The sequence below is a fragment of the Exiguobacterium sp. KKT215 genome (assembly GCF_055635335.1).
Window position 1 is genome coordinate 2,892,262 of sequence record NZ_CM145756.1, and the last position, 23,011, is coordinate 2,915,272.

25 protein-coding genes are annotated in these 23,011 nt (G+C 52.2%); 11 read left to right on the top strand and 14 right to left on the bottom strand.

Features of this window, described 5'->3' with window-relative positions; translation table 11 throughout:
* Window positions 1–145: 145 nt before the first annotated feature.
* Window positions 146–895, bottom strand: coding sequence for an SDR family NAD(P)-dependent oxidoreductase (locus ACZ2GZ_RS15120; protein ID WP_058765259.1), 750 nt, complete (start codon window positions 893–895; stop codon window positions 146–148).
* Window positions 896–1,017: 122 nt separating this feature from the next.
* Between ACZ2GZ_RS15120 and ACZ2GZ_RS15125 the strand changes: the two genes are divergently transcribed.
* Complete coding sequence (locus ACZ2GZ_RS15125; RefSeq protein WP_214715300.1) at window positions 1,018–1,644, top strand: TetR/AcrR family transcriptional regulator; 627 nt, start codon at window positions 1,018–1,020, stop codon at window positions 1,642–1,644.
* Window positions 1,645–1,669: 25 nt separating this feature from the next.
* Here ACZ2GZ_RS15125 and gloA2 read toward each other — a convergent pair whose 3' ends face one another.
* Window positions 1,670–2,050, bottom strand: coding sequence for an SMU1112c/YaeR family gloxylase I-like metalloprotein (gene gloA2 / locus ACZ2GZ_RS15130; RefSeq protein ID WP_214715302.1), 381 nt, complete (start codon window positions 2,048–2,050; stop codon window positions 1,670–1,672).
* Between the two features lie 279 nt (window positions 2,051–2,329).
* Between gloA2 and htpG the strand changes: the two genes are divergently transcribed.
* The 4 genes from htpG (at window position 2,330) to ahpF (ending at window position 7,526) form a co-directional block, all read left to right on the top strand.
* Entirely contained in the window at window positions 2,330–4,198 is a 1,869-nt protein-coding gene (htpG, locus tag ACZ2GZ_RS15135) for a molecular chaperone HtpG (RefSeq protein WP_470295379.1), read from the top strand.
* Window positions 4,199–4,294: 96 nt separating this feature from the next.
* On the top strand, window positions 4,295–5,092 hold the full coding sequence (locus ACZ2GZ_RS15140; RefSeq protein WP_021067919.1) for an SRA domain-containing endonuclease: 798 nt from the start codon (window positions 4,295–4,297) through the stop codon (window positions 5,090–5,092).
* A gap of 334 nt (window positions 5,093–5,426) precedes the next feature.
* Window positions 5,427–5,990, top strand: coding sequence for an alkyl hydroperoxide reductase subunit C (ahpC, locus tag ACZ2GZ_RS15145; RefSeq protein WP_021067918.1), 564 nt, complete (start codon window positions 5,427–5,429; stop codon window positions 5,988–5,990).
* A 12-nt stretch (window positions 5,991–6,002) separates the two neighbouring features.
* On the top strand, window positions 6,003–7,526 hold the full coding sequence (gene ahpF, locus ACZ2GZ_RS15150) for an alkyl hydroperoxide reductase subunit F (protein WP_058765242.1): 1,524 nt from the start codon (window positions 6,003–6,005) through the stop codon (window positions 7,524–7,526).
* Window positions 7,527–7,540: 14 nt separating this feature from the next.
* Here ahpF and ACZ2GZ_RS15155 read toward each other — a convergent pair whose 3' ends face one another.
* Window positions 7,541–7,954, bottom strand: coding sequence for a hypothetical protein (locus tag ACZ2GZ_RS15155; RefSeq protein WP_131472010.1), 414 nt, complete (start codon window positions 7,952–7,954; stop codon window positions 7,541–7,543).
* A gap of 142 nt (window positions 7,955–8,096) precedes the next feature.
* Here ACZ2GZ_RS15155 and ACZ2GZ_RS15160 point away from each other — a divergent pair, with 142 nt between their 5' ends.
* Window positions 8,097–8,933 carry an aldo/keto reductase gene (locus ACZ2GZ_RS15160; RefSeq protein ID WP_021067915.1) on the top strand — a complete coding sequence of 279 codons (837 nt, stop codon included), beginning with the start codon at window positions 8,097–8,099 and terminating at the stop codon, window positions 8,931–8,933.
* 37 nt (window positions 8,934–8,970) lie between these two features.
* On the opposite strand, the gene ACZ2GZ_RS15165 is transcribed toward ACZ2GZ_RS15160, so the two are convergent.
* From ACZ2GZ_RS15165 to ACZ2GZ_RS15180, 4 genes are all read right to left on the bottom strand, one after another.
* The gene (locus ACZ2GZ_RS15165; RefSeq protein ID WP_021067914.1) at window positions 8,971–9,789 is read right to left on the bottom strand and encodes a MetQ/NlpA family ABC transporter substrate-binding protein; all 819 of its coding nucleotides are present in this window, start codon (window positions 9,787–9,789) and stop codon (window positions 8,971–8,973) included.
* Between the two features lie 25 nt (window positions 9,790–9,814).
* The gene (locus ACZ2GZ_RS15170) at window positions 9,815–10,477 is read right to left on the bottom strand and encodes a methionine ABC transporter permease (protein ID WP_214715311.1); all 663 of its coding nucleotides are present in this window, start codon (window positions 10,475–10,477) and stop codon (window positions 9,815–9,817) included.
* On the bottom strand, window positions 10,470–11,216 hold the full coding sequence (locus ACZ2GZ_RS15175; protein ID WP_214715323.1) for a methionine ABC transporter ATP-binding protein: 747 nt from the start codon (window positions 11,214–11,216) through the stop codon (window positions 10,470–10,472). The genes ACZ2GZ_RS15170 and ACZ2GZ_RS15175 overlap by 8 nt, the downstream gene beginning before the upstream one ends.
* A 114-nt stretch (window positions 11,217–11,330) precedes the next feature.
* Entirely contained in the window at window positions 11,331–12,077 is a 747-nt protein-coding gene (locus tag ACZ2GZ_RS15180) for a hypothetical protein (protein WP_021067911.1), read from the bottom strand.
* A 137-nt stretch (window positions 12,078–12,214) separates the two neighbouring features.
* On the opposite strand from ACZ2GZ_RS15180, the gene ACZ2GZ_RS15185 reads away from it, so the two are divergent.
* Entirely contained in the window at window positions 12,215–12,643 is a 429-nt protein-coding gene (locus ACZ2GZ_RS15185; protein ID WP_021067910.1) for a MarR family winged helix-turn-helix transcriptional regulator, read from the top strand.
* Between the two features lie 106 nt (window positions 12,644–12,749).
* Window positions 12,750–13,274 carry a CarD family transcriptional regulator gene (locus ACZ2GZ_RS15190; protein WP_029596405.1) on the top strand — a complete coding sequence of 175 codons (525 nt, stop codon included), beginning with the start codon at window positions 12,750–12,752 and terminating at the stop codon, window positions 13,272–13,274.
* A 30-nt stretch (window positions 13,275–13,304) separates the two neighbouring features.
* Here ACZ2GZ_RS15190 and ACZ2GZ_RS15195 read toward each other — a convergent pair whose 3' ends face one another.
* The 3 genes from ACZ2GZ_RS15195 to mqo all read right to left on the bottom strand — a co-directional run bounded on the left by ACZ2GZ_RS15195 (window position 13,305) and on the right by mqo (window position 16,119).
* Window positions 13,305–14,000 carry a uracil-DNA glycosylase family protein gene (locus tag ACZ2GZ_RS15195; protein ID WP_214715325.1) on the bottom strand — a complete coding sequence of 232 codons (696 nt, stop codon included), beginning with the start codon at window positions 13,998–14,000 and terminating at the stop codon, window positions 13,305–13,307.
* Between the two features lie 14 nt (window positions 14,001–14,014).
* A complete protein-coding gene (locus ACZ2GZ_RS15200; RefSeq protein ID WP_214715327.1) occupies window positions 14,015–14,503 on the bottom strand; it encodes a hypothetical protein in 489 nt (162 codons plus the stop codon).
* Between the two features lie 116 nt (window positions 14,504–14,619).
* The gene (gene mqo / locus ACZ2GZ_RS15205; protein ID WP_029596406.1) at window positions 14,620–16,119 is read right to left on the bottom strand and encodes a malate dehydrogenase (quinone); all 1,500 of its coding nucleotides are present in this window, start codon (window positions 16,117–16,119) and stop codon (window positions 14,620–14,622) included.
* Window positions 16,120–16,281: 162 nt separating this feature from the next.
* Between mqo and ACZ2GZ_RS15210 the strand changes: the two genes are divergently transcribed.
* Window positions 16,282–16,752: a DUF2691 family protein gene (locus ACZ2GZ_RS15210; protein WP_251135293.1), complete on the top strand. Its 471-nt coding sequence runs from the start codon at window positions 16,282–16,284 to the stop codon at window positions 16,750–16,752.
* A gap of 32 nt (window positions 16,753–16,784) precedes the next feature.
* Window positions 16,785–17,336: a histidine phosphatase family protein gene (locus ACZ2GZ_RS15215; protein ID WP_214715329.1), complete on the top strand. Its 552-nt coding sequence runs from the start codon at window positions 16,785–16,787 to the stop codon at window positions 17,334–17,336.
* Window positions 17,337–17,384: 48 nt separating this feature from the next.
* On the opposite strand, the gene ACZ2GZ_RS15220 is transcribed toward ACZ2GZ_RS15215, so the two are convergent.
* From ACZ2GZ_RS15220 to ACZ2GZ_RS15235, 4 genes are all read right to left on the bottom strand, one after another.
* Window positions 17,385–18,248 (bottom strand): DegV family protein, encoded by an 864-nt coding sequence (locus ACZ2GZ_RS15220; protein ID WP_029596408.1) that lies wholly within the window; start codon window positions 18,246–18,248, stop codon window positions 17,385–17,387.
* 90 nt (window positions 18,249–18,338) lie between these two features.
* Window positions 18,339–18,851: a methylated-DNA--[protein]-cysteine S-methyltransferase gene (locus ACZ2GZ_RS15225; protein ID WP_214715331.1), complete on the bottom strand. Its 513-nt coding sequence runs from the start codon at window positions 18,849–18,851 to the stop codon at window positions 18,339–18,341.
* Window positions 18,838–19,737, bottom strand: a complete 900-nt coding sequence (locus ACZ2GZ_RS15230; protein WP_214715333.1) for a DNA-3-methyladenine glycosylase family protein — start codon at window positions 19,735–19,737, stop codon at window positions 18,838–18,840. The genes ACZ2GZ_RS15225 and ACZ2GZ_RS15230 overlap by 14 nt, the downstream gene beginning before the upstream one ends.
* A complete protein-coding gene (locus ACZ2GZ_RS15235) occupies window positions 19,694–20,281 on the bottom strand; it encodes a bifunctional transcriptional activator/DNA repair enzyme AdaA (protein ID WP_021067899.1) in 588 nt (195 codons plus the stop codon). The genes ACZ2GZ_RS15230 and ACZ2GZ_RS15235 overlap by 44 nt, the downstream gene beginning before the upstream one ends.
* Before the next feature lie 207 nt (window positions 20,282–20,488).
* On the opposite strand from ACZ2GZ_RS15235, the gene mprF reads away from it, so the two are divergent.
* Entirely contained in the window at window positions 20,489–22,987 is a 2,499-nt protein-coding gene (gene mprF, locus ACZ2GZ_RS15240; protein WP_214715335.1) for a bifunctional lysylphosphatidylglycerol flippase/synthetase MprF, read from the top strand.
* Window positions 22,988–23,011 lie beyond the last annotated feature (24 nt).

Here is a 23,011-nt window from a genome sequence, read left to right on the forward strand (position 1 = left end):
GGTTCCAACAATTAACTACAAAAAATCACTTAATTTCATTATTTTAGGAAACTCTCGATTTGTCTATCTCTAATATGGTTTTTTCGAAAAATAATTTAAAAAAAGGTCAGAGGAAAATTCCTCCGACCTGAACGAGTGGTATAGCTTATTTTGCTGTGACGCCCCCATCGACCGGAAGTTCGATTCCCGTGATGTGATTTGCTTCATCCGACGCGAGGAAGAGGACGGCCGTCGCCACTTCTTCAGCCCGACCGAGATTCGGCAAAGCGATTTGATTCAAGAAATGTTGTTTATAGTCCGGGTGCTCCATATGCGGCGCACTCATCGGTGTCACGATATAGCCCGGATGGACCGAGTTGACGCGAATGTTGTGCTTGCCGTAATCGACGGCCGCCGCTTTCGTGAGCGACCGGACGGCTCCTTTCGAGGCCGTATAGGCACCGGCACCGGCCATACCTGTGAGCGCTGAGATGGACGAGATGTTGACGATTGACCCGCCGCCGTTTTGCTCCATGAGCGGAATCGCATATTGCGTTCCGAGCATGACGCCATCGATATTGATTCGATACGTGCGCGCCCAGTCTTCCTCCGTCTGATCCAAGAACGGTTTTGCGAGCGCGATGCCCGCATTGTTGACGAGCACGTCGAGCTTGCCGCACACGGACTGGACTTCGTTATAAATGTTTTCCCAATCGTTGCGTGACGTGACGTCGTGTTGAAGCGCGATCGCTTCTCCTCCGTTTGACCGGATCATTTCCACGACGCGCGTCACCGCTTCAAGATTGATATCTGTCGCGACGACGGTCGCCCCTTCGCGTGCGAACAGCTTGGCCGTCTCCTCACCCATACCACTGCCTGCCCCCGTAATGACCGCTACTTTCCCCGTTAACCGCATAATTCCAGCTCCATCCCCTTAAATGTGATAGTCTAACTATCACTATAGTAGTCGATGCACATTCGATTCTCAACGAAACTGCCTCGACACGGTATAATAACGAGATACAAAGAGGTGATTTTATGAGTAAACGACAACAAAATAAAGAAGAACGTTTGAATCGTATCATCGAGCAAGCCGAGGTGCTCTTTTTACAAGACGGGTTTGAATGGGTGCAAATGCAGGATATCGCTGACGCGTCCGAGCTCGGGGTCGCGACGTTGTTCCGTTACTTTCCGAAAAAAGACCAATTGATCGTCGCTGCGGCCGTTCGCAATTTGGCACCGACGCTCGATGCGTTCAAACAACTGACGAACCGACCGGGAGATGCCTACTCGCGACTCGAGGCGATTCTCGACTATCTGCTCGACCAACAAGTGAAGCGGACGAGCCACTCTCGTTTCCGCGAGGCGTTCGAAAGCTATGCCTCATTCGTCGCAAGTCCCCTCCCTGGGATTGACGACTATATCGAGTTGCAGCGCGAGATCATGGAGACGCTCGAACCGCTCATCGCGGACGGGAAGACGGACGGTTCGCTCCGGAGCAATCTCGACGTGAAAGCAACCGTCGTCACCATCATCAACGCGTTCGGTACGTTCGGTAACAATATCATTTTGAAGTCTCACATCAGTTATTTAGAGGACGACATCGAGCCCCTCATCCAACAGCGGGTGTTGCGAGAGATGCTCTTGTCTTACGTGCGCCCATAACAAAAACCCCTTCGCTTGAAGGGGTTTATTCGTGCAGTTCGAATGGCAGACCGTCCGGGTCGAAGAAGAACGTCATCTTCTCGCCCGTGAACGTGTCAAACCGAATCAGTTCCGTCGTGACACCGTGCGTATTCAGTTCGGCGACGACCGACTCGATGTCGTCGACTTTAAAAGCGAGATGACGGAGTCCACACGCCTCCGGGAAGCTCGGCCGTTTCGGACTGTCCGGTTTGATGAACAGCTCGAGCTCGTACGCGCCGAGCCGCAGGTCGATCTTGTGATCGCCTTTGTCCGGACGATGATGCTCGCGGATGACGTCGAAACCGAGGATATCGATGTAGAACCGTTTCGCCTCGTCATAATTTGAGGCGATAATCGCCACGTGATGGATGGTATGTAGTTGCATCATAATCCCCCATATACAAAAAAATGAGCACCTCTCACTAGAGGTGCTCTCGAAAAGTCTACCGCGTCGAACCACGCTCCACAACGTGCTCCCGAAGGAATGTCCGCCGTCTTACATAGACCAGCTCATCGCATGTACTCAACTATAGGCGAATCCGAGCCCCGCGTCAATCTTTTGTTTGAATCGGGTTGACATCTTCCTAAAAATTAGGATAATCAATAGTGTTAGCACTCTTATGAATAGAGTGCCAAAAATGAACAAACAAAAAGGAGAACGATCATGACAAAGAAACAGTTTCAAGCCGAATCGAAACGAATTTTAGAGTTGATGGTCCACTCAATCTATAAGCATAAGGACATCTTCCTCCGTGAGCTCATCTCGAACGCGAGTGATGCCATCGACAAGATGTATTACCGGGCCCTGTCGGATGAGGCAATCGACTTCAACAAGGACGACTACTTCATTAAAGTCGAGCTCGACAAAGACGCCCGCACGATCACCATCCGCGACACCGGAATCGGGATGACGGCCGACGAGCTCGAATCGAACCTCGGGATTATCGCCAAGAGCGGCTCGCTCGCGATGAAGCAGGCGACGAAGATGGAAGAAGACCACAGCCTCATCGGCCAGTTCGGGGTCGGTTTCTACTCGGCGTTCATGGTCGCCGACCGCGTGACGGTCCGCACCCGCTCGGTCGACAGCGAACAAGGCTACTTGTGGGAATCGGAAGGTACGGATGGCTATACGATCGAGCCGACCGACAAGACCGACGTCGGGACCGAAATCACGTTACATGTGAAATCTGACACGGACGACGAGACGTACTCGACGTTCCTCGAAGAGTACGAGATTCGTTCGCTCATCAAGAAGCACTCGGACTTCATCCGCTATCCGATTAAGCTCGATGTGACGAAGCATCGTCAAAAAGACGGCTCGGAAGAATACGAGGACTATGTCGAAGAAGAGACAATCAACAGCATGGTGCCGATTTGGCGCAAACGGAAGAGCGAACTCTCGGACGAGGACTATAAGGCGTTCTATCATGAGAAACGTTACGGCTTCGACGAGCCGCTCAAGCACCTGCACTTGAACGTCGACGGCACGATCCGCTACCAGTCGATCCTCTACATCCCATCGACGGTCCCGTTCGACTATTACACGAAAGAGTTCGAGAAAGGGCTCGAGCTGTACTCGAACGGCGTCTTGATCATGGAGAAGTCGCCTGACCTGCTCCCGGACTATTTCGGTTTCGTCAAAGGGATGGTCGACTCGGAAGACCTCTCGCTCAACATTTCCCGGGAGATGCTACAACAGGACCGTCAACTCCGCGTCATCGCCAAAAACGTGAAGTCGAAAATAAAAGGCATGCTCGAGAAGATGCTCCAAAACGAGCGCGAGGACTACGAAAAATTCTTCGAATCGTTTGGCCGTCAGCTCAAGTTCGGCGTTTACGACCAGTTCGGCGCCGCCAAAGACGACTTGAAAGACTTGCTTTTGTTCCACTCATCGAACGAGAAGAAGCTCGTCACGCTGAAGGAATACGTCGAGCGCATGAAAGACGACCAGAAGTACATCTATTACGCGACGGGTGAATCGATTCACCGCATCGACCTCCTCCCTCAGGCGGAACGTTTGAAAGAAGAAGGCTTCGAGATTCTCTACTTCACTGAAGAAATCGACGAGTTCGCCATCAAGATGCTCCAGTCGTATGACGATAAAGAGTTCAAGTCGATTGCGAGCGGTGACCTCGGTCTCGATGATGAGGCGGCCGATTCGCTCAACGAGGACAACAAAGACTTGTTCGCCTTCATGAAACAAGAGCTCGGCGACCGCGTCAAAGAAGTGCGTGCTTCGACCCGCCTCAAGTCACATCCGGTCTGCTTGACAGTCGCGGGTGACGTCTCAATCGAGATGGAGAAAATTTTGAACGCGATGCCGAACGGCGGCGGCATGAAAGCGGAGAAAGTGCTCGAAGTGAACGCCGACCACGCCATCTTCCAGACGTTGCAACGCGTCTATACAGAAGATGAGGCGAAAGCGAAACAGTATACCGATTTGCTCTATCAGCAAGCGCTCCTCATCGAAGGGCTACCGATCGAAGACCCGGTCGCCTATTCGAATGCGGTGTGCGCGTTGATGGCAGAATGATTGAAAGGCAGAGGGCGACCTCTGTCTTTTTCATTTATTCGTATGAAGACGTGATACAATTTAACGTAGAAGAAATTCTTGGGATTGAGGTGTCATATGCTGTTCGAAAAAAATAAGTTGTATAAACGCTCTGAACTTCACGATCGTTACGGTGGAAGTCGACAACGAGGGATTAGTACCCCAAACAAACATAAACTCATCTTTATATTCGATAGTGGAATGGACGAAGAGTTTGGCTATAAAAATGGCTGGAATGAAGATGACGGTCTCTACTATTACAGCGGAGAAGGACAGGAAGGGAATCAATCGTTTTCTTTCGGAAATAAAGCTCTCCTCAACCATGTAGAAAATGGCGAAGACGTTTATTTATTCGAATCGCTTGGACGAGGGACTTACCGCTTTGTCGATCAACTCATTTTAATTGGTTTTGATATTCAATTTGGAATTGATAAATATCACAATCAACGAGAAGTGATCGTCTTTGCGTTTGAACCACTGCATGTAATTCAGGAAGAAGCCCATCAGTTCTCATCGACGATGCGCTATAAATCAATTGAAGAGTTAGAGGAAATTGCATCTCGCGATCCAAAACGAGCAACTGGTTTAAGTATGTCCGCTCGAAAGTTACAAGTTCGCGAACAAACAGCAGCACTTCATTATTATGTGCTGGCTCGTGCCAATAACTGTTGCGAAGCTTGTGAGCAACCAGCTCCGTTTGAAACGGAAAACGGACCTTATCTCGAGCTCCACTCGCTCTACAAAGAATCCGATGATGGCTTGTCGCAACCTGACCAAGTTGTAGCAGTTTGTCCGAACTGTCACGCTCGCCTCCATAAAGGCATAGATCGAGTAGAATTTAATCAAGACATCATCCATAAGATTCAGCAACCTTGATCTGCCTTCAGATTAAGGTTTTTTTATTTGTAATTGATAATCTAGTGATTTATGACGAGAATCAAGGATTCATTTCTTCATCGAACCTATGTCTCTGAATTAGGTTTTATTTTTTTTGCATAGGTTATTGAAAACAAAAGCACATTTATTTTGTAATCGTTTTCTTTCCTTTCATCAAGCGATTTATCCATTTAACGTTGATATATCAACATTTTACCAGACATGCAAACGCCTTGACATTTTTGGCGGGTTATATGAAGTTAGTATTACATTATAATTATTCTAGTAGAGACGAAAGTCCACTAGAGTAAAAAAACCAAGGAGGACATATCCCATGTCATTAATCGGCAAAGAAATCTTACCTTTCAAAGCACAAGCATTCCAAACAGGTGAATTCCTCGAAGTATCGGACAACGACTTCAAAGGTCAATGGAGCGTCGTTTGCTTCTACCCAGCTGACTTCACATTCGTCTGCCCGACTGAACTTGAAGACCTTCAAAACGAATACGCGACACTTAAAAACCTCGGCGTCGAAGTCTACTCAGTATCGACTGACACACACTTCACGCACAAAGCATGGCACGAAACGTCTGAGAAAATCGGCAAAATCGAGTACATCATGATTGGTGACCCATCACACACAATCTCACGTAACTTCGACGTCTTGAACGAAGAAGATGGCCTTGCTGACCGCGGTACGTTCATCATCGACCCAGACGGCGTCATCCAAACAGTTGAAATCAACGCAGGCGGCATCGGCCGTGATGCGAGCACACTCGTTAACAAAGTCAAAGCGGCACAATACGTCCGCAACAACCCAGGCGAAGTTTGCCCGGCTAAATGGGAAGAAGGATCTGCAACACTTCGCCCAAGCCTCGACCTCGTCGGCAAGTTGTAAGGAGCGGATTTCATGTTAGAAGCAGATATTAAACAACAGTTGGACCAATATCTCCAGCTCATGGAGGGCGATGTCGTCCTTCGTGTCAGCGCTGGAGACGACGCGGTCTCAAAAGAGATGCTCGACCTCGTGAACGAACTCGCGAGCATGTCGTCACGCATCTCGGTCGAGAACGTCACGCTCGAACGCACACCGAGCTTCAGCGTGAGCCGTCCGTCTGAAGAGACAGGAATCGTCTTCGCGGGCATCCCGCTCGGTCACGAGTTCACGTCACTCGTCCTCGCGTTGCTCCAAGTGAGCGGCCGGGCGCCGAAAGTGGACGCAGATGCGATCAAACAGATTCAAAACATTCAAGGCACGTACCACTTCGAATCGTATATCAGCCTCAGCTGTCATAACTGCCCGGACGTCGTCCAGGCACTCAACGTCATGAGCGTCCTCAACCCGAACATCTCACACACGATGATTGACGGTGGCGCGTTCAAGGCAGAAGTGGAAGCGAAAGAGATCATGGCTGTCCCGACCGTCTTCTTGAACGGTGAGGCGTTCGGCAACGGACGCATGTCACTTGAAGAGATTTTGGCGAAACTCGGAACTGGTCCTGACGCTTCGGCATTTGACAACAAAGAACCGTATGACGTCCTCGTCATCGGTGGCGGCCCGGCTGGTTCGAGCGCAGCGGTTTACGCGGCTCGTAAAGGTATCCGGACCGGCATCGTCGCGGAACGCTTCGGTGGACAAGTGATGGACACGATGGGGATTGAGAACTTCATCGGCACATCTTACACGGAAGGCCCGAAACTCGTCGCGAGCTTGGAAGAGCACGTGAAAGAGTACGGCATCGACGTCATGAACCTCCAGCGCGCGAAGCGCCTCGAGAAGAAAGACCTCGTCGAAGTCGAACTTGAGAACGGTGCCGTCTTGAAGAGTAAGAGTGTCATCCTGTCGACTGGTGCACGCTGGCGCAACGTCAACGTCCCAGGTGAAGCTGAGTTCAAAAACAAAGGTGTGGCCTACTGCCCGCACTGTGACGGCCCGCTCTTCGAAGGCAAGCGCGTCGCAGTCATCGGTGGCGGTAACTCTGGAATTGAAGCAGCCATCGACCTCGCTGGAATCGTCAAACATGTGACGGTGCTCGAGTTCGCTGCCGAACTCAAAGCCGATCAAGTGCTTCAAGACCGTCTCCACAGCCTCCCGAACGTGACCGTCGTCACGAACGCACAGACGACAGAAATCACGGGTACGGATAAAGTGAACGGCATCTCGTACTTGTCGCGTGAGACGAACGAGACGCATCACGTCGAACTCGAAGGCGTCTTCGTCCAAATCGGCCTCGTCCCGAACACGGACTGGCTCGACTCGGTCGAACGCAACAACTTCGGTGAAATCGTCGTCGACCGTCATGGCGCGACGAACGTCCCAGGTGTGTTCGCAGCAGGTGACTGCACGAACAGCGCCTACAAACAAATCATCATCTCGATGGGATCTGGTGCGACTGCCGCACTCGGTGCTTTCGATTATATGATTCGCAACTAATCAGAAACGCGTCCTCACATTGGAGGACGCGTTTTTATAATGTCTCCTGAATCGGGTAAAAACAAGACTCGGTCCCCTGAATCGATTTCAAATAAATAGACACGGTTTGGTTGAAACGGATTCCAGCCTTCGTTCACCACCCCGACATCATTCACATAGTTCACGTTCTTATGTACTTGTTTCAGGTTATGTTCTGCCTCAGCGACCGAATAATTCGGCAACCCGAAGTAAATTGCTCCAGCAATCAATAATGAAAAGATGACTCCCATTCTTATCCGATATCGGTTTTCTAAACTCTTTAGGCCAATCAACGTCACGATAATCATACTGGTCGCCGTTCCAAACGCCGCCGAGTTTCCATACCAAGCCTCATTTACGACCATCATTCCTCCAATGGCCAATATCCCGAACATCCACCACCACTTCATCCCCATCACCTCTCTTCAATTATCCCAAAAACAGGAAAATAGGCAACTTCATTTTGGTTTACTCCAACCGATTCAAACGTTTGATTCCCCGGGAAAGTGGAATATCGGACAAGAGAACGGATTTTGAATGAGGAGGCATTTTATGAACATCCCAACCATTAAACTACATGATGGCTACGAGATTCCGGCCATCGGGCTCGGCACCGTCTATTTACGAGGTGAACCGGGCGTCGACGCCATCACGAGCGCCATCCGCAACGGCTATCGTCTCATCGACTCGGCGATTCGCTATGACAATGAAGGTGCCGTCGGCGAAGCCGTCCGCCAATCTGGCATCCCGCGCGAGCAGCTGTTTTTGACGTCGAAGCTGCGGGCTCAATATTTTAATTATGATGATGCACTCGAGATGATTCGTGAGTCACTCTATCGGGCGAACCTCGACTATTGGGACTTGTTCCTGTTGCATTGGCCGAACCCGAAACAAGACAAATACGTGGAGGCGTGGCGCGCACTCATCCAAGCGAAAGAGAACGGGTGGATCCGCTCAATCGGCGTCTCGAACTTTATGCCTGAGCACCTCGACCGTTTGATTGAGGAGACGGGTGAGACACCGGTCATCAACCAAATCGAGCTCCACCCATACTTCTCCCAAGTGGAACAGCGTCAAGCTGACAAAGAGCGCGGCATCATCACTGAGGCATGGAGTCCGTTGAGCCGAGCCCGGACCGTCACGCATGACGAGACGATTGCGGAACTAGCAAGACAAAAAGGCAAGACCGTGTCTCAAGTCATTCTGCGTTGGCACGTCCAACTCGGTGTCATCCCGCTCCCCCGTTCGTCGAGCGAGTTGCACCAAAAAGAGAACCTCGACGTCTTCAACTTCGAATTGACCGAGGACGAGATGGAGACGCTCAACGCACTGACGAAGCCGGACGGCCGTATCGATAATCAAGACCCGAGAGAATACGAGGAATACTAAAAAAAAGATTGAGCCGTCTGGGCTCAATCTTTTCTCGTTAAAACGCCGGAATCGCCGTTTCTTCGTAATTCTCTTCCAAGAACGCGCGGACTTCGTCACTTGTGAGTGCTTCTCCGAGTTTCTGGATCGCTTCTTCATCTTTGTTGTCTTCACGAGCAACAAGCGTGATGGCGAAGTCGTTCTCGACACCTTCCGTCAAGAGAGCATCGCTCTTCGGCGTCAAGCCGAGTGGAGCCGCGTAAGCCGGCGTCATGAGGACCGCATCGACGTCATCATACGCACGCGCGAGCATGAGCAAATCGACTTCCTCGAACTTGAGATTCTTCGGGTTTTCGGTGATATCGGCTTGCGTGTAATACGAACCGTTCTTCTCACCGAGCTCGATCACATCATGCTGTGCGAGCAACGAGAGCGAGCGGTCGATGTTCGACACGTCGTTCGCGATGGCAATCGTCGCGCCTTCCGGGATATCGTCCATGTTGTCATACTCTTTCGAGTAGACACCGTAGTTGGCGAAGTAAATCGGTTCGATTGGGACGAGGTTGGCGTCATTGCTGCGGTTGAACTCTTCCATGTACGGGACGTGTTGGAAGAAGTTCGCGTCGACTTCTTTTGCTGCGAGCGCCGTGTTCGGTTGGACGTTGTCACCGAGGACGACGATTTCGAGCTCGATGTTGTCTTCTGCGAGTTGCTCTTTCGCGATTTCAAGCATATCCGTCATCGGTGGGATGAGCGATGCGACTTTGAGCGTCTGCGGCTCGTTTGACGGGGCTTCCGTCGTGTTCGTTTCTGAATCGTTCCCACACGCCGCGAGGACGAGTGTGAGTGAGGCGAAAAGCGCCAATAATTTTTTCATAAGTTCTCCTTCTTTCTTTAGGTAATTAGCGTTTGTCGATGAGCCGAGCCACCGTCGTACCGGTGAACTGAATCATCTGAACGAAGACGAGCATGATGAGAATCATGTACATCATCAGCTCCGTCTTGAACTGTTGATAGCCGTAGCGGATGGCAAAGTCGCCGATGCCACCGCCCCCGACCACCCCCATGATGGTCGAGTACGAGATGAAGCTAATGATTGACGTCGTAAGCCCGAGGACGAGACCGGAACGGGCCTCGACGTACAAGAACTTGAAGATGACGTCTTTGATGGACGCCCCCATCGACACGGCCGCCTCGACGACGCCGCGCGGGACGTCAAGGAGTGACTGCTCGACGAGTCGCGAGTAATGGGCGATGGCGATGATGGCGAGCGGAACGGTTGCCGCCGCCGTCCCGATGGCCGTTCCGATGATGAGCCGCGTAAATGGAATCAAAAACACGACGAGTAACAGGAACGGGAACGAGCGGACGATATTGACGATCAAGTTGAGCACGGAGAAGACGGCCCGATTCTCTAACAGCTGCCCTTTCCGTGACAAATAGAGCCACGTCCCGAGCGGCAGACCGAGCAGGACGGCCGCGAGAATCGAGACGCCGACCATGATGAACGTCTCCCCGATTGATTGCCAAATCTCAGTCTGATATTGCTGGAGCACCTCAGGCATGTGGTTCACCCGCCTTCTTCAGTTGGTCGACGAACCAGGACGGGTTGTCGTCGATGTCTGCGACCCCGCTCGGAATGACGTCAATCGTCTCATACACCGAACCGTCCGTCATGACGGTCACGCGGTCGCACACTTGTTTGATGACGTCCATCTCATGCGTCACGATGACGATGGTAACGCCGAGCCGCTCGTTAATCGACTTCAACACGCCGAGCACTTCGGCCGTCGTGTTCGGGTCGAGCGACGACGTCGGCTCATCACATAACAAGACGTGCGGTTCGTTCGCGAGCGCCCGCGCGATGGCGACGCGCTGCTTTTGACCACCGCTTAGTTGTGCCGGGTATTTGTCTTTGAATGACTCGAGCCCGACGAAACGCAGGCACTCGAGCACCCGGGCCTCATGCGTCGCCCGTGGTCGACCGGCCAGCTTCAACGAGGCGGCCACGTTGTCAAAGACGGTCTTGTTCGCGACGAGATTAAACTGTTGGAAAATCATGCCGATGACGTGACGCTTCTCGCGTAGTTGTCGACTCGACAGGCCCGTCAACTCATCGCCATCAATCGTGACTTGCCCTGTATCCGGTGTCTCGAGCAGGTTCATCAGTCGGAGCAACGTCGATTTGCCGGCTCCGCTCGCGCCGATGATGCCATATACCTCGCCACGCTCGATTTGAAGCGAGACGTCACGGACGGCTGCGTCGCGGCCGAACTGTTTGCTGACATTCGTTAACGTGATCATAGATGGTTCCTTTCTCTCATGGGAAAACTGGGTCAACCTCGTAACCCATTTTAGCGAACTAAAGCAGACTTGTCAGGTGAGGTGCTTCACAAAAAAAGAACCGCACGTGGCGGTTCACTTTAACGGGTGCTGTTTGAAATGCTCAGCGATGTGGCGCCGCATCGATTCACGATTCTCGGCAAAGATTCGATGTCGATGGCCGTTCCCCCCTGATGGATGTGGAAATCCGCTCACGACGCGTTCTGGCGCGATAATGCCCTTGTCGACGAGCGTCTCGACGGCACGACGGACGTTAATCCCCATCGGCAAGATGAGTGCGTCCTCGAGGACGGCCATCTCGTCGGCGAACCCTCCTTCGACATAAGACCGAAATAAATCCGTCTTCAACATGTCTGGACTCGACCCGTTGTAGTTCTTCCCTTTATAAAAGACCGGATACGGCAGCACCGCCGTATTCTGCACGAGATGGTTCGCCTCGCCGAACAAGTCGAGCGTCGTCGGAATCCCAAGGTGGTGATGCAACTCCAAGTCGTCGAGCATCGTCACCAAGTTCTTGCGAATCGGTCCGGAGAAGCTGCCTCGTTGTTTGACAGCTCGGAGCGCCTCCTCGTCGGGTGCGTCCGCCAAATCACGAATCGCCTCGAACGATTGCCGCATTTGATACAGTCCCGGCGTAATCCCTGCGATGACGACTTTGGCGTTCGGGTTGATGTATTCGAACGGCGCATAATAAATCGTGAGTTGCTTGTTCGGGTCCTCCTCGAGCAGGAACGGTTCACTCTTCAGTGTCGTCTCCTCCAGGTCGGGCAGTTCGAGAATATGTTGTTTATAGCGTTGAAATAAATCGGTACGTGTCGGCATGATTGTCCCTCCTCTGTTTCTGTTCTTTCCCCAAACCGCCAAATCCTATCAGAGGATGGCGAACTCATTTCGCGCATTGACGCGGCACATCCGCTTTTGTATAGTTAGGAACGACAAAACGAATAGGAGTGACCAATTTGACTCCAACAGAACCGACGACACGACTCCTCGACCTCCTCAGTGAGCGACATGACCAAATCCGTCGCATTAGCGAGCGGGCTTGGAACGAGCAACACGATATCTACATCTCCAACTCCGAATGGTACGTGCTCGCCCGGATTTATCAAACAAAACCGACCATTGCCGAAGTGACGCGCAACGTCCACATCTCCCGTCAAGCGATCCATAAGCTCATCAAGAACTTGAAAGCGAAAGAACTCGTCACGGTGACCGATCATCCGACGAGTCGAAAAGATAAATGTATCGAGCTGACCGAGCTCGGGGTCCGTTGCTACGAACAGAACGAGTCACTGAAAGCCGAACTCGAACAAAAAATAGCCGATTCACTCGGTGATGACGCGTTCCGACAACTGAAAATGTTGTTGAAAGCCGACTGGAATTTGTAATCTCTCCTAACGATTGGGAGGGATTTTTTTGTGTCATATCTCACCTCAAATGTCAACCGAGTTGACATTTCGTGTCATGAACTACTATACTTGATGAAAGGAAGAGGTGATCGATTTGTTCAAAACTGGTGATTTAATCATCTATTCGACCCACGGAGTTTGCCGCATTGACGACATTTCCGACATGACGGTCGCGGGTGAGACGAAGTCGTACTACACGCTCCATCCCATCAATAACGCACAGAAGTTGCAAATCAGTATCCCCGTCGATAGTGATAAAGTGATGATGTTGACGCTCCTTGAAGCGAAAGAAGCAAAAGAGATCCTCGAATCGTTCCGCTCGCCGGGTGTCGAATGGAATCCCCATCCGAACAACCGCAATCGCGAATTCTTGAACGTCGTGCACTCGGGTAACCGTCACGAGATCGCTCAAGTCATCAACACGCTTGCTCGCCGCCAAAGCGAAGCTCTCTTGTTGAACAAAAAGTTATATGAACAGGACCGTAAGATTCTAGAGAACGCTAAAACGATCCTCGTGAAAGAACTTTCGCTCGCGCTTGAATTATCGGAAGAAATTATCGATCAACAAATTGCTGCTTATTTGAGCGAAGAACCTGTCGCCACTACTTGATTGGCCCCTTCCGTGCGAAGAGGTCTTTTTTTATTGTTTAAAGACGGCCAGCACCTGTTCTTTCAGCGGCTGGAAGCTTTGTCCCACATGTCCGTGATACATAAAGTGCTTGGAGCAAAAAATCGTTCCGCTTGTTCCATCTTTATATGTGAAAGTGATTGGCCCGGCTGCAATCCAATCCACCAATCGTACTTTAGGATTGAAGGTTACAGAGGGGTTCAGCTTTTCTGTTTCCAATAACGCCAGCAATTCGCCCAGTGCTTGCTTGCTGTGGACGATTATTGCTTTTGGTTGGTAGGCGACTAATAGCTCACGGAAAATTTGCCTGCCATGTCGGGTCAAATCAGGGTCCACTTGACGCAATTCTTTTGCTCGCCTCGTCGGGTATGCATTCATGTTCGTCTCAATGACATCAATCTTTCCTATAGACTTTTCCTCTAAATCATTCACAAATTGATTCAAACCAACCCGCGTACGGGATAGTGGACTTTTTCCTTGAGACAACCGAATCGTCTTTATTTGCTCAATGAAGCGTTCACGGTCGCAAAACGTTTTAATGTAGTCCTCGACACTTGAAAACGCATCTTTTGAAATCGGTGTGGCCGGATTGATCCCCACTATAAAAACATTCCCTTTTGAATCAAATGATTTACTGACGAATGGACGAAAATAGATGTCGTGGGAAGGTACTTCGACCCATGCCTGTAGCTGTTCATGTGTTTGCACAATCATATCCCCCTTTATTCACTCTCGACAATGACATCTTCCGCGAGCCCTGTGTTATTGATTTTCTTATACTGATCATACACATCCGCCACATCAACGAGCTCTTCGGGATCCACAAGCAATGTCTTCAATCCTTTTTCAATCAAGAGAAGTGGATGGTCTTTGAATTTGATTTGTTCAATCACATCATTCGCGTGTGAGATTAGAAGCGTCTCTGTTGTCGGTCTCATGCAACGCACTTCCCAGCGGTCAAGCCATTCTAACACTTGTCTCGTTTCCCATTCGACATCGAACAGGATGGCAACAAGGATATAGTGATCCGCATGCCTCATCAAGACTGCGAAACAATCGCCCAACTGGATACATTCCGTCTGTGCGATCTCCATATGGTCTTCGTAGTTGGGAACCACACAATACTCGAAACAGTCCGGGTACTCTCGAAGTTTGTCGACATAATCACCGTATTTCATACGCTCCCATTCAGAAAGAATGATTTTATTCATGCAGCACCTCCTATTTTTATGTAGACACCTACTTACTTTTAACCAATATATGGATTAATTGTCTTACAATCACAAAGAAAAAGCGAGAATATGAACATATCCTCGCTTGTACTCGCTTAATTGTGGACGACGCCTTTCTCTTTCAGGCCGAGCGCCATCGCTGTCGATTCGTGAATCGTCTTGAACAGTTCCGGGTGATCGGAGAGTGATACGCCATAAGACGGCACCATCTCTTTGATTTTCGGTTCCCATTCCGGCATCCGGCTTGGGAAGCACTGCTCGAGTACTTTTAACATGACGTGCACGGCCGTCGATGCGCCCGGTGACGCACCGAGAAGTGCTGCGACCGATCCATCTTCGGCGCTGACGACTTCCGTTCCGAACTGGAGTGTCCCTTTACCGTCCGGCGTGTCTTTGATGACTTGGACGCGTTGTCCGGCGACGACAATTTCCCAGTCCTCATTCTTCGCGGTCGGAATGAATTCGCGGAGCTCGTCCATCCGTTTGTTGTGCGACAAGAGCACCTGCTCAATCAAATATTTCGTGAGCGGCATCTCTTTCGCCCCAGCCGCGAGCATCGTCACGACGTTGTATGGTTTGACCGATTGGAGGAGATCGAGGTTCGAGCCCGTCTTCAAGAACTTCGGCGTAAAGCCGGCGAACGGTCCGAACAACAATTCTTTGCGCCCTTCGATGAAGCGCGTGTCGAGGTGCGGCACCGACATCGGCGGTGCGCCGACTTTCGCTTTGCCGTATACTTTCGCGTTGTGCTGTTCGATGACGTCACGGTTCTTACAGACGAGGAACAGACCACTCACCGGGAATCCGCCGATGTGCTTCGACTCCGGGATGCCCGTCTTTTGAAGGAGCGGTAGGCTACCGCCACCGCCGCCGATAAACAGGAACGGCGCCGTGTGCGTCTCAATCGTGTTCGCCTCGATGTCTTTCACTTTCACTTCCCACAAACCGTTCGCCAACCGTTTCACGTCCTCGACGCTATGCTTGTAATTGACCTCGACGCCTTGGCCGGTCAAATGGTCAAACAGCATCCGTGTAAGCGCACCGAAGTTGACGTCGGTACCTGAATCGATTTTCGTCGCCGCGATCGGCTCATCGACGGAACGTCCTTCCATGACAATCGGCATCCAGTCACGGAGTTGTTCCGGGTCATCCGATAAAACCATCCCTTCAAACAACGGATTATTTGTTAGCGCTTCCAAACGTTTCTTCAAGAAGCGGACATCATTCTCGCCTTGGACCATACTCATATGTGGAATCGAACGGATGAACGCTTCCGGGTTTCGAATCAAGCCTTTGTTGACGAGATGCGCCCAAAACTGACGCGAGATTTGGAACTGCTCATTGACGTTGATCGCTTTCGAGATGTCGAGCGTACCATCCGGCTTCTCGGTCGTATAGTTCAACTCGCAGAGGGCGGCATGTCCCGTCCCGGCGTTGTTCCATTCGTTCGAACTCTCTTCCCCTGCACTTTCGAGCTTCTCAAACACTTTGACTTCCCACTCTGGTACGAGCTCTTTAAAGAGCGACCCGAGCGTCGCACTCATGATGCCTGCACCAATCAAAATGACGTCTGTTCTCTTTTGAACACTGCTCATGAAAACCCCATCCTTCTCCCCTGGATTTGTGTATGAGACGATTCGGTAAATCCCCATTCGCCGACTCGCCCCGTTTATAATTGTTATATTGATTATAACGCTTTTGTGATGTTTGATAAGGGTTAAGTACGGATTTCATCCATGAAACTTTTGAAGGGGGGAATGCAATCCTTGAAGCGCGGCATCCGTTTTAAAATCCCGAATACATATGGACGCTTTCTGGCCGACATGTTGAGTCCCATCGATATCACCTCTTACAGCTGGTTCGTCGGTGGTGAGGAATCGTATCGTGTGAAGAACGGCGACCTCCATCAACCGTTGTTTCCTGGAGAGACCGAGGTAGATGGAGAAACGTTTTCTCATTTGATTCATCAGGATGAGCACTATCTCATCTTCGCGAATTTAAAGGCCTTTTCGAAAGGACCGGTGAAAGACATTGAGACGTATGAGGCGTTTCGTGATAGCCATTGTGACCTTGCCCTGCTCATCGTCGACTCCACGTTCGTCGATATGTACTGCAAAGATCAACAAATGATTGAATCACTCTATACGCACGCCCTATCCCGTTCCTTTGAGGACGTCGCCTATTTGACCGACGCCAACGATACGAGGACGAGTTTGACCGTCTGGTAAGAACCCAACCCTATAACGAAGGAGGATTCATCATGTCTACGTTCTATCTCATCCGTCATTGCTCGGCGACTGGCCAAGAGCCGGACGCCCCACTCACCGAAGCCGGCGAACAACAAGCACTCGCCCTCGCTGACTTCTTTCGAGACATTCCCGTCGACCGCATCATCTCGAGCGACTATACGCGAGCTACTGCCTCGATCGCACCGCTCGCCACATCCAAGCAGCTGACCATCGAGACGAATCCGAAGTTGCGCGAACGCATCCTCTCGCTTGAACCGCGCGACGATTGGTTCGAACTGCTCCGCCATTCGTTCACCGACACCTCGTTCCGTTTGCCGGGCGCCGAGTCGGGTCAAGATGCGACGGACCGGATTTTGAGCGTCATCGATCCACTCGACGACATAAACGGTGCGACCGTCCTCGTGACGCACGGCAACCTGCTCGCGTTGCTTCTTCAACATGTGGATAACCGCTATGACTTCGACACGTGGCGCAATCTCAGCAATCCCGACGTCTATCGCCTTAAAATTGTGGATAACTCTTGGTCTGTGGAACGTGCCTGGCCCGTCCCTGCCTGTGGATAACGTTATCCACAGAAAAAGCCGTCTCATTCCCGAGACGGCTTTCGTTTTTTATTTCTCCACAAAGAACATCGAGATGGCACCAAGACCGACGTGCGTTCCGACCGAAACGCCCATCTGCATGAGGTAAATCTCGCCTTTGAAGTCGGATTCGGCTTGAATCTTCGCCTTCAAGTTCTCAGCAATCTTTTGATCCGACGTATAGCCGATGATGACGAAATTGGTGATATCCTTGTCGCAGCGTTTGATGAACTCGTCCGTATAGTGCTTGAGCACTTTACGCGTTCCCCGTTCTTTCGCGACGATGGCCCCTTTGCCATTCTTCATGCTCATGATTGGCTTGACCATCAACAGCTTGCCGATGATGGCGCTCGCATTCGAGATGCGGCCGCTCTTAATCAAGTGGTCCAAGTCGTCGACCGACAAGAAGTGCTTCACTTTCAGCTTATACTTCTCGTTGAAATCTACGAGCTCCTCGAACGTCGCCCCAGCTTCACGCATCTGGGCGCTCTTCATTAACAACCAGCCGCTCCCGTGGCTCATCGAACGTGAGTCGACGATATGAATCTTCACCGTCGAATCCGGATGCGCCTCTTCGAAGTATTCTTTTCCGAGCACGGCCGATTGATACGACCCGCTCGTCCCGCTCGACATACAGATACATAGAATCTCATCATGTCCGCTCTCGACGGCCTCTTCCATCAACTTCATAAATGTCGCCGGGCTCGGCATCCCCGTCGTCGGGAATTCCGGTAGCGCTTCCAACATTCCGTAAAACTCATCGGGCTGGATGTCGACACGGTCCTCATACGATTTATTGTCAATCGTAATGATGAGCGGCGCGACGCCAATCTCATATTTTGCTAAAATCTCATCGGATAAATCACAAGTTGAATCTGCTAGTAATTTTATCATGGTACCCTCCAAATAATCGCCCCTAAATGACGAGAATCGTCCTAGACCACTACGTCGATTCAGACGTCACGATAGGACTTCTCCATTGTATCAGATATGGAGGGGTAGATGTTTTTTTGCCAGGCCCGAATATGCGTTTGTTTGCTCGTGTCGAAGCAGCCATTCCTTTCGCCAGAGGCCGCCCGCATAGCCCGTCAACGTCCCGTTCGATCCGATGACGCGATGGCACGGGATGACGATGCTCAACCGATTGCGCCCGTTGGCACTGCCGACGGCCCGCACGGCGCGGTCCCGGCCGAGTGTCACGGCCAGTTCGCGATACGAGGTCGTCTCGGCGTATGGAATCATGACCAGCGCCTGCCACACGTCCTGTTGAAACACCGTCCCCTCGACTTCAAACGGGAACGTGAACGATTGGCGACGTCCGTTGAAGTACTCCTCGATTTCTCGGTAGCACGTCTTCAACACGTCCGGCGTCGTCTCATCCGCTTCAAAGCGGACATCATTCCGTTCGACGAACAGGATGGAGCAGATGGCCGTCTCTGTCCCGACAATCTCTAGAATTCCAATCGGACTCACATAGTCCAGTCTATACGTCTCCATACAACGACCTCCATAAATAGAATGTGGCGTACGCTTCCCATCCGGCAAAGCGTTCCCCGTACTGCCTCACTTCGTCTGTCGTCAACTTGTCGCTTCGCCCAAGATGATGCTTCAACGCCTGATGCAGACCAGCGTCCGCAACCGGGAACGCCGTCGGATCTTGGAAACACTTCATCCGGACATACGCGGCCGTCCACTCCCCGACACCGCGTAAGCTTAACAACCGTTCATGCATCACGTCGGGTGGCTCGCTGCGTAACTGCTGTTTCGACAATCGTCCGTCCGTCATTTCCTGGGCGATGCCGATGATATATTCTGCTTTTCGGGTGCTGAATTGGAGCGGTCTCAGTTCACTCGGGTCGAGCAGCGCAATCGTCTCAGGATTTGGGAACGCCCAGTACGTCACGCCGTCCACTTCCCGGGATGGTCCATACTGCTCGACGAACCGTCGTTTCAACGTATAGGCGAACGACAGCGTGATCTGTTGACCGATGACGGCCCACGCGAGCGCCTCGAACAAGTCCGGGAAGCCGATCAGGCGTAGCCCCTCGTACTCTCGGACGAGCGGACGCAACAGTTCATCCGTCTCGGCCATCCGCACAAACGCCGCGACGTCTTGGTCGAGGTCGAACCAGTCGCGGACGTAGCGCTCCACGTGTTCCTGTTCCGAGCTCGTGATGTCGTCTTCCGGGAACGTGATGACGAGGCCGTGAGCCGTCTCCTTGATGTCCCCTAGCAGCAATCGTCCGTCCACATCGAACAGCTTGGAGACGGACGTTTCACTGGCGACATGCATCACTTCATCGTTTGAGCGGCGCAAAAACTGCAGACATTGTTGAAAATCAAACGGAGCGGTGACGTGAATCTCGAACGATGAGCGACTCATCGGCTCCCCCCTTTCGATACATGCTCGGTGAACAACCCTTTAGCCGTCGGAAGACGCGATAAAAGTTGGATGGGGTTTGAAAGCCGACCTCATAACAGATGGCGAGATTGCTCATGTCCGTCGTCCGCAACAGATGGGCCGCCTTGTCGATGCGAACCTTTTCGAGCAGACGGCGCGGCGTCTCGCCCGTCGCTTGCGTGAACGTCCGCTCGACGTAGAACGGGCTCAAGCTGACGTGCTCGGCAATCTCCTCAAGCTTGAGCGGCCATTTGTAATGCGTGAGCACGAACGCCGTCACGTCATGGACGAGCGCGCTCGCCGGACTACGGTCGACCTCGGGCTGACATCGTTTGCACGGCCGAAAGCCAGACGACTCCGCTTCCGCTTTCGTCTCATAAAAATCGACATTCTCCCGCTTCGGCTTCCGCGAGCGGCACGAGGGCCGACAGTAAATCCCGGTCGTCTTGACCGCGGTATAAAACTGTCCGTCATATGTCGCGTCACAGGCGAGCACTTTCTCCCACTTCTCTTCAAACGTCAGCATCTCGTCACCCCCTTTGTTCCACTGTATCAGATTGATTTTCGTTCACTCGTCCTATTTCTTGCGTTTACAGTCTACATTCCCGCGATTCACGAATCTCATTTATTTTGAATCCGTCTTCCCGTCTGACTCGTACTATGATTACACGACTCAATTGAGTACACTTTAGCTAATCAAGATTTCGATAGTTTGTCAGAAGGAGCACATACGATGCAAAAGCGATTTTCCTGGAAACAACTGAAATGGTTGCTTCCATTCCTATTGATTGGATTGATTCTTTATCAGAGCGGTCAGGAGCTCCAAAACCTGTCGCTCGCCGCGGCGTTTCAAACGTTAGAGGCGTTGACGGGCTTCGAACAGATTGCCTTGATCGGACTCGGACTCGTCGCCGTTTTGACGATGACCGGATACGACTACTTTCTACTGCGCTCGCTCGACGTCCAGCTCCCGCTCTCGAAGCTGCTTCGCGCGGCATGGATCACTAACGCGATGAACGGCATGATCGGGTTTGGCGGCGTCATCGGCATCGCGCTCCGGACGTCGCTGTATCGACCGTATACGGATACGAAGCGTTTGCTCCGGGCCATCGGTTGGATGACCCCGACGCTCATCAGCGGCTTGTCGCTGCTTGCCGCAGGAGTGCTCATCGGACTTTTCCCGGCCGGCGTGCTCACCGGAACGAAACAATGGATTTGGCCCGTGCTCCTCGCGACACTCGCCGTCCTGCCGCTCTACATATACGTGACGCGGAAACGCTCGAACTTAGATTGGACGACATTGCTCGGCTATATCGCGACGTCGCTCGCCGAATGGGTGACGGCCGGACTCGTCGCCTTGTATGCCCTGCATTTGCTCGGAGGCGAAGCACCGCTCACAGCCATGATGGGTGTCTTCATCGTCGCGACTATCGTCGGGGTCGTCTCGCTCGTCCCGGGTGGTGTTGGTTCGTTTGATCTATTATACCTCGTCGGGATGACCCAGCTCGGCATCGACCAAGAGATTGTTTTGTCTTCTTTGATCGTCTATCGCTTTGTCTACTTCATCGTCCCGTTCATGATCGGCCTGTTCTTGGCGGCTCTCGTCTTCGGGGACCAGGTCGTCAAACAGATCGAGTATAAGCCGATCATCGGGTCGTCTTATGAAATCGGAACCGTCGTCTGGCGCATCGTGTCGCGCACACTCGCCAAGACCGGACGGCTCGCCGGAAGCCTGATTGCATTGATGACGAGCCTCGTCTTGTGGTTCCAGACGCTGTTACCGAGCGTGTCACCGCTCTATTCGACCGCCCTCTGGTTACAGTGGGTTGGCACGCTCGCGCTGTTCACGGCGGGTCTGTTGACGCTACTGACCACGTTCGGGATGTACATTCGGACGAAGCGTGTGCTCTGGCTCGTCGGGGTCGCAGTTTTCATTGCCAGTATCGGTGTCATCGCGCGCGGCTTCAATCTGTTTGAAGCGTTCGTCGTCGGTGGGTTCGCCTTGTTTGTCTGGTTGACCCGGACCCAGCACAAACGCTATCGCTCCATCGTGACCGTCAGCCGCTTCGTCCGCAACGTCGCCTATGTCGGCCTCTATGTCGGTACGCATGCGTTCCTGCTGCAGTCGTTCAGTCAGACCGACACGATTTTCTTCGATCCGGAAGCTGCCGCCGCGTTGAGCATCGCCGCCGTCGTTTTGTCCGGACTGCTGTTGATTGGCATCTTCACGCTGTTCAACCGGTTGAAACGTCCAAAGCTCGGCACGTCGTTTGAACCGTCCCGCTTCGCGGCGTTTCAAGCCACGCATGTGACGACGAGCGCGTTCGACTTGGCCTATATGAACGACAAACTCGTCTATTATGGGCCGGACGACGAGGCGTGTCTCTTGTTCGCCGTATCTGGCAATCACGCCATCGTCCTCGGGGATGTGCAAGGAGCGCGAGACGCCGCGTCACACCTATTGCTCGCCTTTATCGAAGAAACGGACCGGCTCGGCTATATCCCGCTCTTTTATCAAGTCACCCCGGACTGGATGCCGCGCCTGCACGACGCCGGGTTCACCTTCTTCAAGCTCGGTGAAGAGGCGACGGTTGATGTCGCCACGTTCTCGCTCACTGGCAAAAAGCGTGCCAACATGCGCTCGCTCCACAACCAATTTACGAAGCGAGGCTATACGGCTGACATCGTCATGAATCCGTCTTTCGAGCTGACTGCATCATTGCGCGGCATCTCGGAAGACTGGCTCGGTAATCGAAGTGAGAAAGGGTTCTCGCTCGGCTTTTTCAACGAGCAGGCCTTGTCCCACTATCCGGTCGCCCTCCTTCGTGACGAGACGGGACAAGTCGTCGCCTTCATCACGTTGCTCCGCGGCAGTGATACTGTCTCCATCGATTTGATGCGCTCTCACGGTGACGCCCTGCCCGGATCGATTGAGGTGCTGATTCTGCACGTGATCGAGTGGGCACGGGACAACGATTATGCCCACGTCGGCCTCGGCATGGCACCGCTCGCCTCGGTCGGTGAGCACACATTCGCGTACTGGCCAGAGCGGATTGCGGCCGACATCTTCGAGAACATCAGTTACATCTATCCGTTCAGCGGGCTCCGTCAATTCAAACGAAAGTTCACACCGACGTGGGAAGCCAGATATTTGGCCATCCGCAAGCGTCGGAAACTGCTCCCGTCCTTGCTCAGGACGGCACGGTTGATCAGCCGGAAACGAGAATCTTAAAACGTCAAAGAGCGCCTCGCATGC

Bases quoted from the DNA above. Each gene is read 5' to 3' on its own strand.
- ACZ2GZ_RS15120 (WP_058765259.1), bottom strand. From the start codon at position 895: ATGCGGTTAACGGGGAAAGTAGCGGTCATTACGGGGGCAGGCAGTGGT.
- ACZ2GZ_RS15125 (WP_214715300.1), top strand. From the start codon at position 1,018: ATGAGTAAACGACAACAAAATAAAGAAGAACGTTTGAATCGTATCATC.
- gloA2 (WP_214715302.1), bottom strand. From the start codon at position 2,050: ATGCAACTACATACCATCCATCACGTGGCGATTATCGCCTCAAATTAT.
- htpG (WP_470295379.1), top strand. From the start codon at position 2,330: ATGACAAAGAAACAGTTTCAAGCCGAATCGAAACGAATTTTAGAGTTG.
- ACZ2GZ_RS15140 (WP_021067919.1), top strand. From the start codon at position 4,295: ATGCTGTTCGAAAAAAATAAGTTGTATAAACGCTCTGAACTTCACGAT.
- ahpC (WP_021067918.1), top strand. From the start codon at position 5,427: ATGTCATTAATCGGCAAAGAAATCTTACCTTTCAAAGCACAAGCATTC.
- ahpF (WP_058765242.1), top strand. From the start codon at position 6,003: ATGTTAGAAGCAGATATTAAACAACAGTTGGACCAATATCTCCAGCTC.
- ACZ2GZ_RS15155 (WP_131472010.1), bottom strand. From the start codon at position 7,954: ATGAAGTGGTGGTGGATGTTCGGGATATTGGCCATTGGAGGAATGATG.
- ACZ2GZ_RS15160 (WP_021067915.1), top strand. From the start codon at position 8,097: ATGAACATCCCAACCATTAAACTACATGATGGCTACGAGATTCCGGCC.
- ACZ2GZ_RS15165 (WP_021067914.1), bottom strand. From the start codon at position 9,789: ATGAAAAAATTATTGGCGCTTTTCGCCTCACTCACACTCGTCCTCGCG.
- ACZ2GZ_RS15170 (WP_214715311.1), bottom strand. From the start codon at position 10,477: ATGCCTGAGGTGCTCCAGCAATATCAGACTGAGATTTGGCAATCAATC.
- ACZ2GZ_RS15175 (WP_214715323.1), bottom strand. From the start codon at position 11,216: ATGATCACGTTAACGAATGTCAGCAAACAGTTCGGCCGCGACGCAGCC.
- ACZ2GZ_RS15180 (WP_021067911.1), bottom strand. From the start codon at position 12,077: ATGCCGACACGTACCGATTTATTTCAACGCTATAAACAACATATTCTC.
- ACZ2GZ_RS15200 (WP_214715327.1), bottom strand. From the start codon at position 14,503: ATGAATAAAATCATTCTTTCTGAATGGGAGCGTATGAAATACGGTGAT.
- mqo (WP_029596406.1), bottom strand. From the start codon at position 16,119: ATGAGCAGTGTTCAAAAGAGAACAGACGTCATTTTGATTGGTGCAGGC.
- ACZ2GZ_RS15210 (WP_251135293.1), top strand. From the start codon at position 16,282: ATGCAATCCTTGAAGCGCGGCATCCGTTTTAAAATCCCGAATACATAT.
- ACZ2GZ_RS15215 (WP_214715329.1), top strand. From the start codon at position 16,785: ATGTCTACGTTCTATCTCATCCGTCATTGCTCGGCGACTGGCCAAGAG.
- ACZ2GZ_RS15220 (WP_029596408.1), bottom strand. From the start codon at position 18,248: ATGATAAAATTACTAGCAGATTCAACTTGTGATTTATCCGATGAGATT.
- ACZ2GZ_RS15225 (WP_214715331.1), bottom strand. From the start codon at position 18,851: ATGGAGACGTATAGACTGGACTATGTGAGTCCGATTGGAATTCTAGAG.
- ACZ2GZ_RS15230 (WP_214715333.1), bottom strand. From the start codon at position 19,737: ATGAGTCGCTCATCGTTCGAGATTCACGTCACCGCTCCGTTTGATTTT.
- ACZ2GZ_RS15235 (WP_021067899.1), bottom strand. From the start codon at position 20,281: ATGCTGACGTTTGAAGAGAAGTGGGAGAAAGTGCTCGCCTGTGACGCG.
- mprF (WP_214715335.1), top strand. From the start codon at position 20,489: ATGCAAAAGCGATTTTCCTGGAAACAACTGAAATGGTTGCTTCCATTC.